The sequence below is a fragment of the Streptomyces sp. NPDC007189 genome (genome assembly GCF_040703635.1).
Taxonomy (GTDB): domain Bacteria; phylum Actinomycetota; class Actinomycetes; order Streptomycetales; family Streptomycetaceae; genus Streptomyces.
In genome coordinates this window covers 120,080-134,677 of record NZ_JBEYEY010000005.1, presented here as the reverse complement: position 1 = coordinate 134,677, position 14,598 = coordinate 120,080, and the positions used below count along the sequence as shown (strand labels likewise).

At 73.4% G+C, this 14,598-nt stretch carries 13 protein-coding genes; 5 read left to right on the top strand and 8 right to left on the bottom strand.

Going from position 1 to position 14,598, the window contains the following annotated elements; all coding sequences use genetic code 11:
* The first annotated feature begins 44 nt into the window (after window positions 1-44).
* The 3 genes from AB0950_RS12595 to sepH all read left to right on the top strand — a co-directional run bounded on the left by AB0950_RS12595 (window position 45) and on the right by sepH (window position 4,055).
* Window positions 45-1,283 (top strand): MFS transporter, encoded by a 1,239-nt coding sequence (locus AB0950_RS12595; protein ID WP_360148204.1) that lies wholly within the window; start codon window positions 45-47, stop codon window positions 1,281-1,283.
* The gene (locus tag AB0950_RS12590; RefSeq protein ID WP_366778483.1) at window positions 1,243-2,562 is read left to right on the top strand and encodes a D-arabinono-1,4-lactone oxidase; all 1,320 of its coding nucleotides are present in this window, start codon (window positions 1,243-1,245) and stop codon (window positions 2,560-2,562) included. The genes AB0950_RS12595 and AB0950_RS12590 overlap by 41 nt, the downstream gene beginning before the upstream one ends.
* A gap of 452 nt (window positions 2,563-3,014) precedes the next feature.
* The gene (gene sepH, locus AB0950_RS12585; RefSeq protein ID WP_366778482.1) at window positions 3,015-4,055 is read left to right on the top strand and encodes a septation protein SepH; all 1,041 of its coding nucleotides are present in this window, start codon (window positions 3,015-3,017) and stop codon (window positions 4,053-4,055) included.
* Window positions 4,056-4,201: 146 nt separating this feature from the next.
* On the opposite strand, the gene AB0950_RS12580 is transcribed toward sepH, so the two are convergent.
* A complete protein-coding gene (locus AB0950_RS12580) occupies window positions 4,202-5,053 on the bottom strand; it encodes a sulfurtransferase (protein WP_366778481.1) in 852 nt (283 codons plus the stop codon).
* A gap of 317 nt (window positions 5,054-5,370) precedes the next feature.
* On the opposite strand from AB0950_RS12580, the gene AB0950_RS12575 reads away from it, so the two are divergent.
* Window positions 5,371-6,162 carry a VOC family protein gene (locus tag AB0950_RS12575; RefSeq protein ID WP_360148216.1) on the top strand — a complete coding sequence of 264 codons (792 nt, stop codon included), beginning with the start codon at window positions 5,371-5,373 and terminating at the stop codon, window positions 6,160-6,162.
* 384 nt (window positions 6,163-6,546) lie between these two features.
* Here the strand turns inward: AB0950_RS12575 and AB0950_RS12570 are convergent, their stop codons facing one another.
* The 5 genes from AB0950_RS12570 to AB0950_RS12550 form a co-directional block, all read right to left on the bottom strand.
* Window positions 6,547-7,197 (bottom strand): thymidine kinase, encoded by a 651-nt coding sequence (locus AB0950_RS12570; protein ID WP_360148219.1) that lies wholly within the window; start codon window positions 7,195-7,197, stop codon window positions 6,547-6,549.
* Window positions 7,198-7,267: 70 nt separating this feature from the next.
* Window positions 7,268-8,458 carry a nucleotide pyrophosphatase/phosphodiesterase family protein gene (locus AB0950_RS12565; protein ID WP_360570145.1) on the bottom strand — a complete coding sequence of 397 codons (1,191 nt, stop codon included), beginning with the start codon at window positions 8,456-8,458 and terminating at the stop codon, window positions 7,268-7,270.
* Complete coding sequence (locus tag AB0950_RS12560) at window positions 8,458-9,045, bottom strand: DUF5998 family protein (protein WP_360148225.1); 588 nt, start codon at window positions 9,043-9,045, stop codon at window positions 8,458-8,460. The genes AB0950_RS12565 and AB0950_RS12560 overlap by 1 nt, the downstream gene beginning before the upstream one ends.
* Before the next feature lie 10 nt (window positions 9,046-9,055).
* Window positions 9,056-9,469 carry a hypothetical protein gene (locus tag AB0950_RS12555; protein ID WP_360148228.1) on the bottom strand — a complete coding sequence of 138 codons (414 nt, stop codon included), beginning with the start codon at window positions 9,467-9,469 and terminating at the stop codon, window positions 9,056-9,058.
* A gap of 19 nt (window positions 9,470-9,488) precedes the next feature.
* Entirely contained in the window at window positions 9,489-12,353 is a 2,865-nt protein-coding gene (locus tag AB0950_RS12550; RefSeq protein ID WP_366778480.1) for a GNAT family N-acetyltransferase, read from the bottom strand.
* Window positions 12,354-12,529: 176 nt separating this feature from the next.
* Here AB0950_RS12550 and AB0950_RS12545 point away from each other — a divergent pair, with 176 nt between their 5' ends.
* Window positions 12,530-12,811 (top strand): HPr family phosphocarrier protein, encoded by a 282-nt coding sequence (locus AB0950_RS12545; RefSeq protein WP_330337368.1) that lies wholly within the window; start codon window positions 12,530-12,532, stop codon window positions 12,809-12,811.
* Window positions 12,812-12,961: 150 nt separating this feature from the next.
* On the opposite strand, the gene AB0950_RS12540 is transcribed toward AB0950_RS12545, so the two are convergent.
* Entirely contained in the window at window positions 12,962-13,648 is a 687-nt protein-coding gene (locus AB0950_RS12540) for a GntR family transcriptional regulator (RefSeq protein WP_366778479.1), read from the bottom strand.
* Window positions 13,649-13,848: 200 nt separating this feature from the next.
* Window positions 13,849-14,595 (bottom strand): M23 family metallopeptidase, encoded by a 747-nt coding sequence (locus AB0950_RS12535; protein WP_360148237.1) that lies wholly within the window; start codon window positions 14,593-14,595, stop codon window positions 13,849-13,851.
* Window positions 14,596-14,598: the final 3 nt, after the last annotated feature.

Below are 14,598 nucleotides of genomic sequence, written 5' to 3'. Positions count from 1 at the left end.
GTATCAGCCGCATTCGCGCCTTACCGAGCCGCTTCGGAGACCCCGTGCCCAGCCCCTACAGAGCCCTGTTCGCCGAACCCGGCACCAAGGCGTTCTCCGCCGCGGGATTCCTCGGCCGGATGCCGCTGTCGATGATGGGCATCGGCGTGGTCACGATGGTCTCCCAGCTGACCGGGCGGTACGGGCTCGCGGGCGCGCTGTCCGCCACCATCGCGCTGTCCGCCGCGGTGATCGGCCCGCAGATCTCCCGGCTGGTCGACCGGCACGGGCAGCGCCGGGTGCTGCGCCCCGCGACCCTGGTGGCCCTCGCCGCGGCGGCCGGCCTGCTGCTCGCCGCGCATCTGACGTGGCCGGACTGGGTGCTGTTCGCGTGCGCCGCCGGGATCGGCTCGGTGCCGAGCCTTGGCGCGATGATCCGGGCCCGCTGGGCGGCGCTGTACCGGGGCACCGAGAAGCTGCACACCGCGTACTCGTTCGAGTCGGTCGTCGACGAGGTCTGTTTCATCTTCGGGCCGATCGTCTCGATCGGGCTGTCGACGGCCTGGTTCCCGGAGGCCGGGCCGCTGCTCGCCGCCTGCTTCCTGGCCGCCGGCGTCTTCTGGCTCACCGCCCAGCGCGCCACCGAGCCCCAGCCGCACCCGCGCGAACCCTTCGGCAGCGGTACGGCCCTGCGCTCGGCCGGGCTCCAGGTGCTGGTGGCGACCTTCGCGGCGACCGGCGCGATCTTCGGGTCGGTGGACGTGGTCACCGTCGCCTTCGCCGACGAGCGCGGCCACAAGGGCGCCGCGAGCGTGGTCCTCGCCCTGTACGCGGCCGGTTCCTGCGTCGCCGGGGTGGTCTTCGGGCTGCTGCGGCTCGCCGGGGCGCCGGAACGTCGCTGGCTGCTGGGCGTGGCGGCGATGGCCGTGAGTATGATCCCCCTCCTACTGGTCGGAAACCTGCCGCTTCTGGCCGTGGCGCTGTTCGTTGCGGGCCTGTCCATCGCGCCGACGATGATCACGACGATGTCCCTCATCGAAGAGCACGTACCTCGCGCGCAGCTCACCGAGGGCATGACCTGGGTGAGCACCGGCCTCGCGGTCGGTGTGGCGCTCGGCTCGTCCGTGGCCGGCTCGGTGATCGACGCGGCCGGGGCGCGGGCCGGGTACGGGGTCCCGGCGGTGTCCGGGGCCGTCGCGGTCGCGGTCGGTTTCCTCGGGTACCGCCGGCTGCGCAGGCCGGCCTCGGGTCGGGGAGGCACCGTTGAGCAGCACGGCGAGCGGGAAGAACGGCACCTGGCGTAACTGGGGCGGCACCGTGTCGGCCCGGCCCGCCCGGCAGGTCGCGCCCGCGTCGGTGGCGGAGCTGGCGGCGGCGGTGCGCCGGGCCGCCGAGGACGGCCTGAAGGTGAAGGCGGTCGGCACCGGCCACTCCTTCACGTCGATCGCCGCGACCGACGGTGTGTTGATCCGCCCTCAACTGTTGACCGGCATCCGCAACATTGACCGTGCCTCCATGACCGTCACGGTCGAGGCGGGCACCCCGCTCAAGCGACTCAACGCGGCACTGGCGCGCGAGGGTCTGTCGCTCACCAACATGGGCGACATCATGGAGCAGACCGTCTCCGGCGCCACCAGCACCGGCACGCACGGCACGGGCCGCGAGTCGGCCTCGATCGCCGCCCAGATCAAGGGGCTTGAGCTCGTCACGGCGGACGGCTCGGTGCTCACCTGCTCCGAGAAGGAGAACCCGGAGGTCTTCGCGGCGGCCCGAATAGGCCTCGGCGCCCTCGGGATCGTCACCGCGATCACCTTCGCCGTGGAGCCGCTCTTCCTGCTCACCGCCCGCGAGGAGCCGATGCCCCTCGACCGGGTCCTCGCCGAGTTCGATCAACTGTGGGCGGAGAACGAGCACTTCGAGTTCTACTGGTTCCCGCACACCGGCAACACCAACACCAAGCGGAACAACCGCAGCGCCGGCCCCGAGCAGCCCGTGGGGCAGCTGGCCGGCTGGTTCGAGGACGAGTTCCTCTCCAACGGCGTCTTCCAGGTGGCCCAGTGGGTGGGCCGCGCCGCTCCCGCCACCATTCCGGCCATCGCCCGGATCTCCAGCAAGGCGCTGTCCGCGCGGACGTACACGGACATTCCCTACAAGGTCTTCACCTCGCCGCGCCGGGTACGCTTCGTGGAGATGGAGTACGCCGTCCCGCGCGCGGCCCTCGTGGACACGCTGCGCGAGCTGAAGGGCATGGTCGAGCGCTCGGGGCTGCGGGTCAGCTTCCCCGTCGAGGTGCGCACCGCCCCGGCCGACGACATCACCCTGTCCACCGCCTCCGGCCGGGACAGCGCCTACATCGCCGTCCACATGTTCCGGGGCGCGCCGTACCAGGCCTACTTCACCGCCGCCGAGCGCATCTTCACCGCCCATGAAGGCCGGCCGCACTGGGGGAAGGTGCACACCCGGGACGCCGAGTACCTCGCGCGCGTCTACCCGCGCTTCGGCGAGTTCACGGCGCTGAGGGACCGGCTCGACCCGGAACGGCTGTTCCACAACGCCTACTTGCGGAGGGTTCTGGGGTCGTAGGCGCCGCAACGGGCGTTTCCCGCGAAACCCGGAACTCGCCCCCACCGGAAACCATAGGTCCGTTTCTGGGGATTGCGTGAAGTTCGCCACGTTCACGATCCGCAAAACCGGTTGCCGACGGCCAAGTCGCAGGCGTTGCCAGAAGTTGGGCGGCGCGCCCATCCACGCACATGGTCCAAATGGAGTACTGTTGCGAGCCCTGGGTCCGGTCTCCCACCAGGGTGTCCGCGGCCTTGCAGGACCGCCGGGAGGGGGGCTAGTTGCACAGGGTGACGGATTTGGTCACTTAGCGTTGCGAACAGGTAACCGTGCCATAACGGCGGCCCAGGGCCCGTGCCCGACACGCCGGGCAACTCGGCAAGGTTGTGGCAGGCTGCACCCGGGCAGGCCACACTCGACTAGCGGAAGCAGCGACGCACGTGACGTCGGCAGGCACCACCCGGGAGGTCCCCATGCCCGAACTGCGTGTCGTGGCCGTCTCGAATGACGGCACACGGCTGGTGCTGAAGGCTGCCGACGCAACGGAGTACACCCTTCCGATCGACGAACGGCTGCGCGCCGCCGTGCGCGGCGACCGGCCCCGCCTCGGCCAGATCGAGATCGAGGTCGAGAGCCATCTGCGCCCCCGTGACATCCAGGCGCGTATACGCGCGGGTGCCACCGCGGAAGAGGTCGCGCAGCTCGCCGGCATCCCCGTGGACCGGGTACGGCGCTTCGAGGGCCCCGTGCTCGCCGAGCGCGCCTTCATGGCCGAGCGCGCCCGCAAGACCCCGGTGCGCCGCCCCGGTGAGAACTCCGGACCGCTGCTCGGCGAGGCCGTGCAGGAGCGGCTGCTGCTGCGCGGCGCCGAGAAGGACACCGTGCAGTGGGACTCCTGGCGCCGCGACGACGGCACCTGGGAGGTGCTCCTCGTCTACCGGGTCGCGGGCGAACCGCACTCGGCGAGCTGGACGTACGACCCGCCCCGGCGGCTCGTGCAGGCCGTGGACGACGAGGCGCGCTCGCTCATCGGCGAGTCCGACGACCTCGCCGCACCCGAGCCGAGCTTCCCGTTCGTGCCGCGCATCGCCCGCCTGCCGCGCGAGCGCTCGATGGACCGCGCGCTCGACCGGAGCGACCGGGAGCGGCCGAGCCTGCCCGCGCAGTCGTCCGAGCCCGCCGAGGAGGGCACGGGCGAACGCGATTCGCTGACCAGTCTGCTGGAGGCGGTGCCGAGCTTCCGGGGCGACCTGGTCGTCCCGGAGCGCCCGGCGGAGACACCGGAGGAGCCCGACGCCGAACCGGCCGCCGAGGAGCCGCCGGCCCCCGCCGCCTCGGCCGGTTCGGCCTACGCGGACGTCCTCATGCCCCGCTCCGTGGGCAGCCACCGGGACCGGCTCATCGGCGCCACCGACCGCCAGGCCGAGGCCGACGGCGTCCGCCCCGGCCGCCGCGCCGCCGTGCCGAGCTGGGACGAGATCGTCTTCGGCACGCGCCGCAAGAAGCAGGAGTAACCGGCCGTACGGCAAAGGGAAGTGGGGGCACGCGTGCGTGCCCCCACTTCCGGCTGCACGCGCGCGTGCCCCTACTTCCGGCTGCACGCGTGCGTGCCCGCGCTGCACGGTGTGCTCGGGCGTTGTGGAGTGTGCCCGGAGCGCCGCTACTTCGGATCCGCGCCCACCGCCACCGGGCGGCCGGGGTCCGAGGACCACTCCGACCACGAACCGACGTACAGGGCCGCCGGAATGCCCGCCACGGCGAGCGCCAGGACCTCATGGGCGGCGGAGACGCCCGAGCCGCAGTACACGCCCACCTCGGCGTCCCCGGACACGCCCAGGGCCTTGAAGCGGTCCCGCAGTTCGTCCGCCGGCAGGAAGCGGCCGTCGGGGCCCACGTTCTCCGTGGTCGGCGCCGACACCGCACCCGGGATGTGCCCGCCGACCCGGTCGATCGGCTCCACCTCGCCGCGGTAGCGCTCCCCCGCGCGCGCGTCCAGCAGCACACCCGAGCGGGCCAGGGTGGCGGCGCCGTCCGCGTCCAGCAGCCCGGAGGCGGCCGGCTCGGGCCGGAAGTCGCCCTCGGCCGGCTCCGGCGCCCCGGTGGACAGTTCGCCCTGCCAGGACGGCAACCCGCCGTCCAGAACCCGCACGTCCGGGTGACCCGTCCAGCGCAGCAGCCACCAGGCGCGCGCCGCCGCCCAGCCCTGGCCGCCGTCGTACACGACGACCGGGCGGCCGGCCGAGACGCCCGCGCGGCGCATCGCGGCACCGAACTCCTCGAGGTCCGGCAGCGGATGCCGGCCGTTCCCGCCGGGCTCGCCGGCCAACTCCCGGTCCAGGTCGACGAAGACCGCGCCCGGGATGTGCCCGGCGGCGTACTCGGCGCGCCCGTCGAAGGCCGGCGCGCCCGCCGCCTTCGCCACGCTCAGCTGCCAGCGCACGTCCAGCAGCACCGGAGGGCGGTCTCCGGCCAGCTCATGCGCGAGATCGGTTGCGGTGATGATGGCTGTCATGGCGCCATGCATACGCCAGGGGTGGCCGCGGCGTCCAGGTCCGGCTACTCTGCTCGGCCGGACACGCTCGATCACGTGGCGTACGGGATCGAGCACGTGCTGTACAGCCGGCGGACACCCGCCGGCCATCGTCAGGAAGCGGCGAGGACGGCAGACCGGGCATCCTCCCGGGGGTGTCGCCGAGCGGCGGCGCGCCACGGCCCGCCCCGGCGGGGAGGATGCGGGCACCGGCACGGGCGTGACCGACGCCGGCGTGGACCCCCTTGCGGGGGCGGAAGCGACACGGCCACCGCGAGGGGCCGGGGAGAGAGTGATCGATGACCGAGGCACGGGAGCCGGCCGGCCCGAACGCGGGGCGTGCGCCCGGCACGCCCTGCTGGGTGAGCCTGATGGCGCACGGGCTGGCCGCCACCGAGGAGTTCTACGGAGAGCTGTTCGGCTGGGAGTTCCGGCCGGGCCCGCAGCAGCTCGGCCCGTATGTGCGGGCGCTGCTGGACGACCACGAGGTGGCGGGCATGGGGCAGCTGCCGCCGGACCGCCGGCTGCCGATCGCCTGGACGCCGTATCTCGCCTCGGACGACGTGGATCTGACGGCCGACACGGTGCGGGAGTGCGGGGGCACGGTGGCGGTCGGGCCGCTGGACGCCGCGGAGGCCGGGCGGATGGCCATCGCCGCCGACCCCTCCGGGGCGGTGTTCGGGATCTGGCAGTGCGCCGCGCACCTCGGCACCTCGATCACGGGCGTGCCGGGCACGCCCGCGTGGAACGAGCTGGTGACCTTCGAAACCGAGAGCGTCGCCAAGTTCTACGCGACCGTGTTCGGTTACGCGCAGGAGCCGGTGGTCTCGGCCGACTTCGACTACGTGACGCTCCACCTCGACGGCCGCCCGGTCGCCGGTCTCCACGGCGTCGGCCACGCGCTGCCCCGCGACCGCGGATCGCACTGGCAGACGTACTTCGAGGTGGCCGGCGTGGACGCGGCGGTACGGCAGGTCGCCGACCTGGGCGGCCGGATCGTCCGGCAGCCGCACGACAGCCCCCACGGCCGCGTGGCCACGGTCGCGGACCCGGAGGGCGCGGAGTTCTCGCTAGTCGAAAACCCCCACTGACCGCTCCGCGGGGCCAGCCGGGTTCGGGCGGTTCCCATAGCCCGGGGGTTCTGGCGGTTCCCACGGCCGGGGGTTCTGGCTGTTTTACGGCCGGGAGTTCTGGCCGTTTTACGGCTGGGTTGAATCGGCCCAGGGCTCATACCGGCCCGGGCGGCGTCGGCCCGGGACGGACGCGCGCGACCCAAGGGCGGCCCGGCAGACGCACGGCCCAGGCGACAGCTGCCCCGGACGACGCACGCGGCCCAGGGCGGCCGGAAGACGACCGGGCCCAGGCACCATCTGCCCGGGGACGGACGCGCACGGTCCAGGGCACGCCAGGAGACGACCGGGACCGGGCGGCGTCGGCCCCGGACGGGTGCGGGGTGGCCCGGGGCGGGACCGGGCTCAGCGTGGGGAGACCGGTAGGACGTCCGGGGACAGGGCCGCCGCGCGGGCCGTCGCCGCCGTCATGCGGCGGCGGTGGTGGCGGCGGCACAGCACCTCGTAGCCGACCTCGCCCGTCGACTGGTCCACGTCGCCCACGACGACCTGCGCGCCCTCGACCACCATCTCGCCGCCTATCGTGCGGGCGTTGTGCGTGGCGCGGGCGCCGCACCAGCACAGCGCCTCCACCTGGAGCACCTCGATGCGGTCGGCCAGCTCCACCAGCCGCTGCGAGCCGGGGAAGAGCTTGGAGCGGAAGTCGGTGGTGATCCCGAAGGCGTACACGTCCAGGCCGAGATCGTCCACCACGCGCGCGAGCTGGTCGATCTGCTGCGGCGCGAGGAACTGGGCCTCGTCCGCGATCACGTAGTCGGCCCGGCGGCCCTGCGAGAGGTGGTCCACGAGAGAGGCGTACAGGTCCTGGTCGTCGGCGACCTCCACCGCGTCGGTGACCAGGCCGAGCCGGGAGGACAGCTTGCCCTCGCCCGCGCGGTCGTTGCGGGTGAAGATCATGCCGACGAGGCCGCGCGCGGAGCGGTTGTGCTCGATCTGCAGAGCCAGCGTCGACTTCCCGCAGTCCATCGTTCCGGAGAAGAACACCAGCTCGGGCATGAGAAGTCGAGCACCTTTCGGCGAGTATCGGCGAGGGGCCGCGGGGGTTACAGGGGTTACAAGGGGAGCGTCAGGAGCGTACTTCGAGCAGCGGGACCAGCTGCTCGGCGGGCGTCATCGAGCCGTGGTTTCCGACCAGCGCCGACTCCTTCGGCTCCCGTTCCGACGCGATGATCAGGACGTCGTCGTGCGCGGCCGCGACCACGTCCCCGAGCCGGGCGTACACCCGGTCGTCGACGCGCGGCCCGAACCAGCCCGCCGCGATCGCCTCGTCCCGCGAGGCCACCCAGAACTGCTCGCCGAGCACCTCGCGCCAGACGGTCAGCACGTCGTCCTCGGCGCCCGGCACCGCGTACACGTGCCGTGCCCGGCCCTCGCCGCCCAGCAGGGCGACCCCGGCGCGCAGCTCCCAGTCGGTGTCGACGTCGATGCGGTGCTCGTCGTCGAAGGGGACGTCGACCATGCCGTGGTCGGCGGTGACGTACAGCGCGCTGCGCGGCGGCAGTTGCTCGGCGAGGCGCTGGGCGAGCCGGTCGACGTACATGAGCTGGCCGCGCCAGGTGTCGGAGGCGACGCCGTAGCGGTGCCCGGCGCCGTCCAGCTCGGAGTAGTACGTGTAGACCAGCGAGCGGTCCCCGGCGGCCAGTTGCTCCGCCGCGAGGTCCATCCGCTCCTCGCCGCTGAGCCGGCCGTGGAAGCTGCCGCCGCTGAGCGCGATCCTGGTGAGCGGGGTGTGCTCGAAGATGGGCGAGGTCACCTGGGCGGCGTGCACCCCGGCCCGGTGGGCAAGCTCGAAGACGGTGGGGTACGGCTGCCAGGCGCGCGGATCGGTGTACGGCTGCCAACGGAGCTGGTTCATCAGCTCGCCGGTGGCCGGGTTGCGCACGGCGTAGCCGGGCAGGCCGTGCAGGCCGGGGGGCAGACCGGTGCCGACGGAGGCGAGGGAGACCGCGGTGGTGGCCGGGTAGCCGGCGGTGAGCGGACGGCCGGTGCCGCCGCGCGAGGTGCCGAGCAGCGAGGTCAGGAACGGCGCCTCGTCGGCGTGCGCCCGCAGCTGCTCCCAGCCGAGGCCGTCTATCAGCAGGACGCAGACCCGGTCGGCCGCGGTCAGTTCGGGAATCGTGGCGGTCATGCCGGGGACGCCCATGCCGGCGGCCACGGTGGGCAGCAGATCGGCGAGGGAACCGCTGCCGTACTCGGGCAGCGGCGCGGTGTCCAGGGCGAGCGGTTCCGGGTGGTCCCAGGCGGAGAGCTGGGACATCAGCGGGTGATGTCCGCGGTCGCCTCCGAGATGGCCTGGGCGAAGGCCAGCGCCTCGCGCACCGTCTCCGGGCCGTCCCCGGCCTCGCTGACGCGCAGGCTGAGGTCGTCGGCCGTGGAGTTGCCGGTGTAGCCGTGGTCGGCGTCGCAGTTGGGGTCGCCGCAGGCGGCGGGCTCCAGGTCGATGCGGCTGACCGCGCCCCAGCCGATGGTCAGCACGACCTCGCGGGGCAGCGTGCCAGGGGCGTACTGCTCCGGGTTCGCGACGACGCGGCTGACCACGACGGAGGAGATCCGGCCGAGCTTCACCGACTCGGTGGAGGTGGTGGCGTACGGCGTCGGGGAGGTGCTGTCGGCGGCCTGCTCGTCGGTGTGGCTGACGATGAAGCGGTTGCCGGTGAGGACCAGCACGGTCACGTGCCGGCGCACCTCGTTCTGGTCGAAGGTGGTCTCCTGGTGGACCAGGTACGACCGGATGGGCTCGCCGCCCACAGCGGCCTCCACCGCCTCGGCCACGAGGGCCGGGTAGTAGCCGCTGCGCTCGATCGCCGCGCGCAGCCCCTGGGTCGTCGTACTGGTCTTGGCCATGGCGTCCATCCTAATCCGTGGGCAAGGGCGGTCCGGGCCAGTCGCGCGGACCGGGGGCGGCCTGCGCACGCGCGCGTGGAGGCCTGCGAACGCCTCGCCGGCGGACCTCCAGCCGCTCGGCGGCGATCAGGCAGGAGAGGGGCTCGGGACCGCCGGCGTCCGCTTCGAAGGCGACCACGAGGGCCGGCGCCTCGCCGAGGGCGCGCACGAGCCGTGCCGTCTCCTCGGCCGTCGGCGCACGGAAGACGGGGTCCTGGAAGGCGAACGGGCAGGACACGTAGAGCGGGGCGACGAAGCCGACCTCCAGGCCGTGGTGGTACGTGAGGTCGTACCCGGCGGCGAGCCGCAGCTCCCCCGCGTCCCAGCCGGTCACCTCCCAGTCCCACCAACTGCCCTCGGGCAGCTCGCGGCCGGCGATCTCCATGCGGTCCCCCCTCTGCCGCTCAGTAGGCCGGCATCGTGCGCGGGCCGAGGTCGTCGCGGGCGGGCGGCGGCGCGAGCCGCAGCGTGGCGCCGAGGACGCCGGCGCCGTGCGGGGCGACGACGACCGGCTCCAGGGTGACGGCGACCACCTCCGGGTGATCGTCGACCAGCCGGGACACCCGCAGCAGCAGTTCCTCCAGCGCCGGGGTGTCGACGGGCGTGGAGCCGCGCCAGCCGAAGAGCAGCGGCGCCGTGCGGATCGAGCGCACCAGCGAGGTCGCCTCCCGGTCGGTGACCGGGACCAGCCGGTGCGCCATGTCGCCGAGCAGCTGGGAGGCGGCTCCGGCGAGCCCGAAGGAGAGCACGGCCCCGGCCGCCGGGTCGATCACGGCCCGTACGACGGTGTCGACGCCGCGCGGTGCCATGCTCTGCACCACCGGCCGCAGCTCCTCCGGCTTCCCGAACAGCTCGGTCAACTCGGCGTACGCCCGGCGCAGTTGCTCCTCGTCCGCGAGGTCCAGGCGCACCCCGCCGAGGTCGGCGCGGTGCCTGAGGTGCGGGGCGGTGGCCTTGAGGGCCACCGGGTAGCCGAGGGTGCGGGCAGCTTCGGCGGCGGCGTCGGGGGTGGGTGCGGGCAGGGCGCGCCGCACCCGGATGCCGTACTTGCCGAGCAGTTCGCAGGTCTCCGCGTCGGAGACGGTGAGCCCTTCGCCCCGCGCGAGCAGCTCGTCGATCAGCCGCGCGGCCCCCTTCTCATCGATGTCGTCGTACTCGGGCACCTTGCCGGGGTCCATGGCCTCCCGCCGCCACTGTCCGTACTTGACGGCCTCGGCCAACGCCCGCACGGCGCGTTCGGCGGCGGGGTAGGCGGGGATGAGACGGGCGCCCTCCGCAGGGGTGCCGGGTGCGGTGGGCGCGCCGGTCTCCGGCACCGCGGTGGGCGGCCGGCCCGCAGGGCGATGCGGAGGGCGGGCACCGCCCTCCGCGCCGGGTGCCGGCTCGGCGGCCTGCGGTGCCGTACTGGCCGCTGCCGACAGCGCTTCCGCGAGCCCGCCCAGCTCCACGTGCACCACCAGCACCGGCTTGTCCGGCACCGCCGCCGCAGCCGACCGCAGCGCCTCCGCCAGCTCCGCGTCCCCCGGCGACGCCTCCCCGATCGCCGGGATCGCCGTGACGACGACTGCGTCGTTCGTGTCGTCCGCCAAGGCCCGCGCCAGCGCCCCGTGGAAGTCCTCCGCCGTCGCCCCGGTCGTCAGGTCCAGCGGACGCGACGGCCGCAGTCCCTCGGCCAGGCACCGGTCGTACGTCAGCACGCCCAGCGACTCGGAGTTGCCGAGGATCGCCACCCGGGGCCCGGCCGGCAGCGGCTGCCGGGCGAGCAGCAGTCCCGTGTCGACCAGCTCGGTGATCGTGTCGACCCGGATCACGCCGGCCTGCCGCAGCAGCGCGGCGACGGTGGCGGGCGGCAGCCGGGTGGCCCGTACCGCGTGGCCCTGGGGCGCGGAGCCGACCCCCTGCACCACGACGAGCGGTTTCGCCGCCGCCGTCCGCCGCGCGAGGCGGGTGAACTTGCGCGGGTTGCCGATGGACTCCAGGTACATGAGGACGACGTCGGTCTCGGGGTCGTCGTACCAGTACTGGAGGACGTCGTTGCCGGAGACGTCCGCACGGTTGCCGGCGGACACGAAGGTAGACACGCCGGTGACCCCCGTGACCCCGCCGCCGCGCCGGTGCAGCCGGGAGAGCAGGGCGATGCCGATGGCGCCGGACTGGGCGAACATCCCGATGCGGCCGGGGCGCGGCAGCTGAGGGGCGAGGGAGGCGTTCAGCCGGACGTCCGCCGCGGTGTTGATGATCCCGAAGGCGTTGGGCCCGATGATCCGCATGCCGTACGCGCGCGCCTGCCGCACGAGCGCCCGCTGCCGCTCGCGCCCCTCGGACCCGCTCTCGGCGTATCCGGCGGAGAGGACGACGAGCCCCTGCACCCCGTGTTCACCGCACTCGGCGACCACGGCGGGCACGTGCTCGGCGGGTACGGCGACCACGGCGAGGTCCACGTGGTCGCCGATGTCGCGCACGCACCGGTACGCCGGCACCCCGTCCACGTCGGTGAGGTCCTCGGGGAAGGCCTTGTTCACGGCGTACAGCCGGCCGCCGTAGCCGGCGTCCCTGATGTTGCCGAGGACGCTGCGGCCGACCCCGCCGGTGGCGCGGCCGACGCCGACGACGGCCACGGAGCCGGGCCTGAGCAGCCGCCGTACCGAGCGGGCCTCGGCGCGCTGTTCACGCGCGCGCTGCACGGCGAGGGAGCGGTCGGTGGGTTCGAGATCGAACTCCAGGCGGACCACGCCGTCTTCGAAGCTGCGCTTCTGGGTGTAGCCGGCGTCCGTGAACACCTTGATCATCTTGGTGTTGGCGGGCAGCACCTCCGCGGTGAAGCGGCGGATGCCGCGCTCGCGGGCGACCGCGGCGATGTGCTCCAGCAGGGCGGAGGCGACCCCGCGGCCCTGGTGGGCGTCCTGCACCAGGAAGGCGACCTCGGCCTCGTCGGCGGGTGCGGTGGCGGGCATGCCGTCCGCGCCGACGCGGTCATAGCGTACGGTGGCGATGAACTCGCCGCCGACCGTGGCCGCGAGTCCCACCCGGTCCACAAAGTCGTGGTGCGTGAAGCGGTGGACGTCCTTGGCGGAGAGCCTGGGGTACGGCGCGAAGAAGCGGTAGTACTTCGACTCGTCCGAGACCTGCTCGTAGAAGCTGACCAGGCGGTCGGCGTCATCAACGGTGATGGGCCTGATGCGTGCGGTGCCACCGTCGCGCAGCACCACGTCCGCCTCCCAGTGGGCGGGATACTGGTGCCGGTCCTTCCGGTCCGCCGAGGTCTGCATGGGCCCCAGAGTACGGCTCGCGTCCGACAACGGCGCGGGGCAGGCTGTGGAGGACGACACGTCGGATCGAGGCCGCGGTCCGACAGTGCCCGGGAAGGACACAGGTCCGATCCGGGCATGCTTCACGATATGGGAAACTGGTCTAGACAACCCTGAAGACTGAAGGGCAGCAACACATGGCTGAGCGCCGCGTCAACGTCGGCTGGGCCGAGGGCCTCCACGCCCGCCCCGCCTCCATCTTCGTCCGAGCCGCCGCGGCCGCAGGCGTCCCGGTGACGATCGCCAAGGCTGACGGCACCCCCGTCAACGCGGCCTCCATGCTGGGTGTCCTGGGCCTGGGCGCCCAGGGCGGCGAGGAGATCATCCTGGCCTCCGACGCCGAGGGCGCGGACGCCGCCCTGGACCGCCTGGCCAAGCTGGTCTCCGAGGGCCTCGAGGAACTGCCCGAGACGGTCTGAACACCAGCGCGCCGATAACCGGAAGCCGCGTCGCCCTTTCCAGGGGCGGCGCGGCTCCGCCCTTTTCCGGGCTCATTGCGCTCACACTTGAATTCGGGCAGCGGAAATACACCGCCACCGAATTCCTCTTCTTTGTATACGGCGTCCGTGTTAATGCCGCAGACCCGAGATGTTTACGGCGTGTTGCGAAGTCCTCACACGCTCGGCGGCCCTGGGAATGCGCAGCCGGTGCGCGGCCGTCGTGCGCTCGGTGTGCAGCGCCGTGAGCGCCCGCGCGCGTTCGCCGTCGCCGCGCGCCACCGCGTCGACGATGGCGCCGTGCTCCGCCCAGGCGTCCACCGGGCTGGCCGGCGCCTCCACGGCGTACATCCAGGCGATCTTGTGCCGCAGCTGGGTGAGCATCGCGGTCAGCGAGGGGCTGCCGCAGGCCTGGGCGAGCGTCTCGTGGAACCAGCCGCCCAGCGAGCGCAGATCCTCGCTGGTGCCCCTCCTGGCCCGCTCCTGGCCCAGTCTGACCAGGCCGCGCAGCACCTTCAGATGGGCCTCGGTGCGCCGCTGGGCGGCCCGCCCGGCGCCGAGCGGCTCCAGGAGCGTCCGCATCTCCAGCAGGTCGGCGGCCTCCTGCTCGGTCGGCTCGGCCACGCACGCGCCCGCGTGCCGGCGCGTCACCACGAACCCCTCGGCCTCCAGGGTGCGCAGGGCCTCCCGGACGGGGACGCGCGAGACGCCGTAGCGGCGGGCCAGGACTTCCTCGGTGAGGCGGCCGCCGCGCTCGTGGACGCCGGCGATGATGTCGTCCCGGATCGCCGTGCACACCGAATGCGCCGGAATACGCATGACCGACCTCCGCCTTAATCCCCGTGAAACGCCGACGATGGACGCCTGTTCCGTGACTCTATTCCAAGGAGCCGGAATTTCCGACGGCAGGCCGGAAGCAATGGATATTTTTTGGTCAGCGCCACCGGGCGGAGCCGGTGGGAAAACGGCGAAAGCCCCGGCTCGGTGAGCCGGGGCCTCGTCCGTCGCGCGTCGCGGTGTCAGACGTTCACGCCGTGCTTGCGGAGGTAGGCGACGGGGTCGACGTCGGAGCCGTAGTCCGGGGTCGTACGGGCCTCGAAGTGCAGGTGCGGGCCGGTGGTGTTGCCGGTCGCGCCGGACAGGCCGATCTGCTGGCCGGGGACCACGCGCTGACCCACGGAGACGCCGATGGACGACAGGTGGCCGTACTGGGTGTACATGCCGTCGGCCATCCTGATCACGATCTGGTTGCCGTACGCGCCGCCCCAGCCGGTGGAGACGACGGTGCCGGCGCCGACCGCGTGGACGGGCGTGCCGCTTGCCGCGTGGAAGTCGATGCCGGTGTGCGAGCCGGACGACCACAGGGAGCTGCTGGCCTTGTAGCCGGTGGAGACGTAGGAGTCCGCGATCGGGGCGACGAAGGTGTTCAGCAGGCGCTTGCGCTCGGCCTCGCGCGCCGCGCGCTCCCGGGCCTCGCGCTCCTGCTTGGCCTTCCTGGCCGCGGCCTCCTCGGCCGCCTTCTGCTCGGCGGCCCGCTTCTGCGCGGCGGCCTGCGCGTCGATGTGCTCGGCCACGTCGTCGCTGACGGCGAGGACCGGGGTGAGGCCGGTCTGCTCCACGGTGTTCTCGGCGGCGAGCGCCGGGGAGGCGGCGAGGGCGCCGATGACACCGGTGGTGGTGAGGGCAGCGATGCCGGCCGCCTGAGCGGTGGTGCGCTTGACCCGGCCGGGCTTGCGGTGCTTCCCGGAGGCGCACATGAACGCCATGGA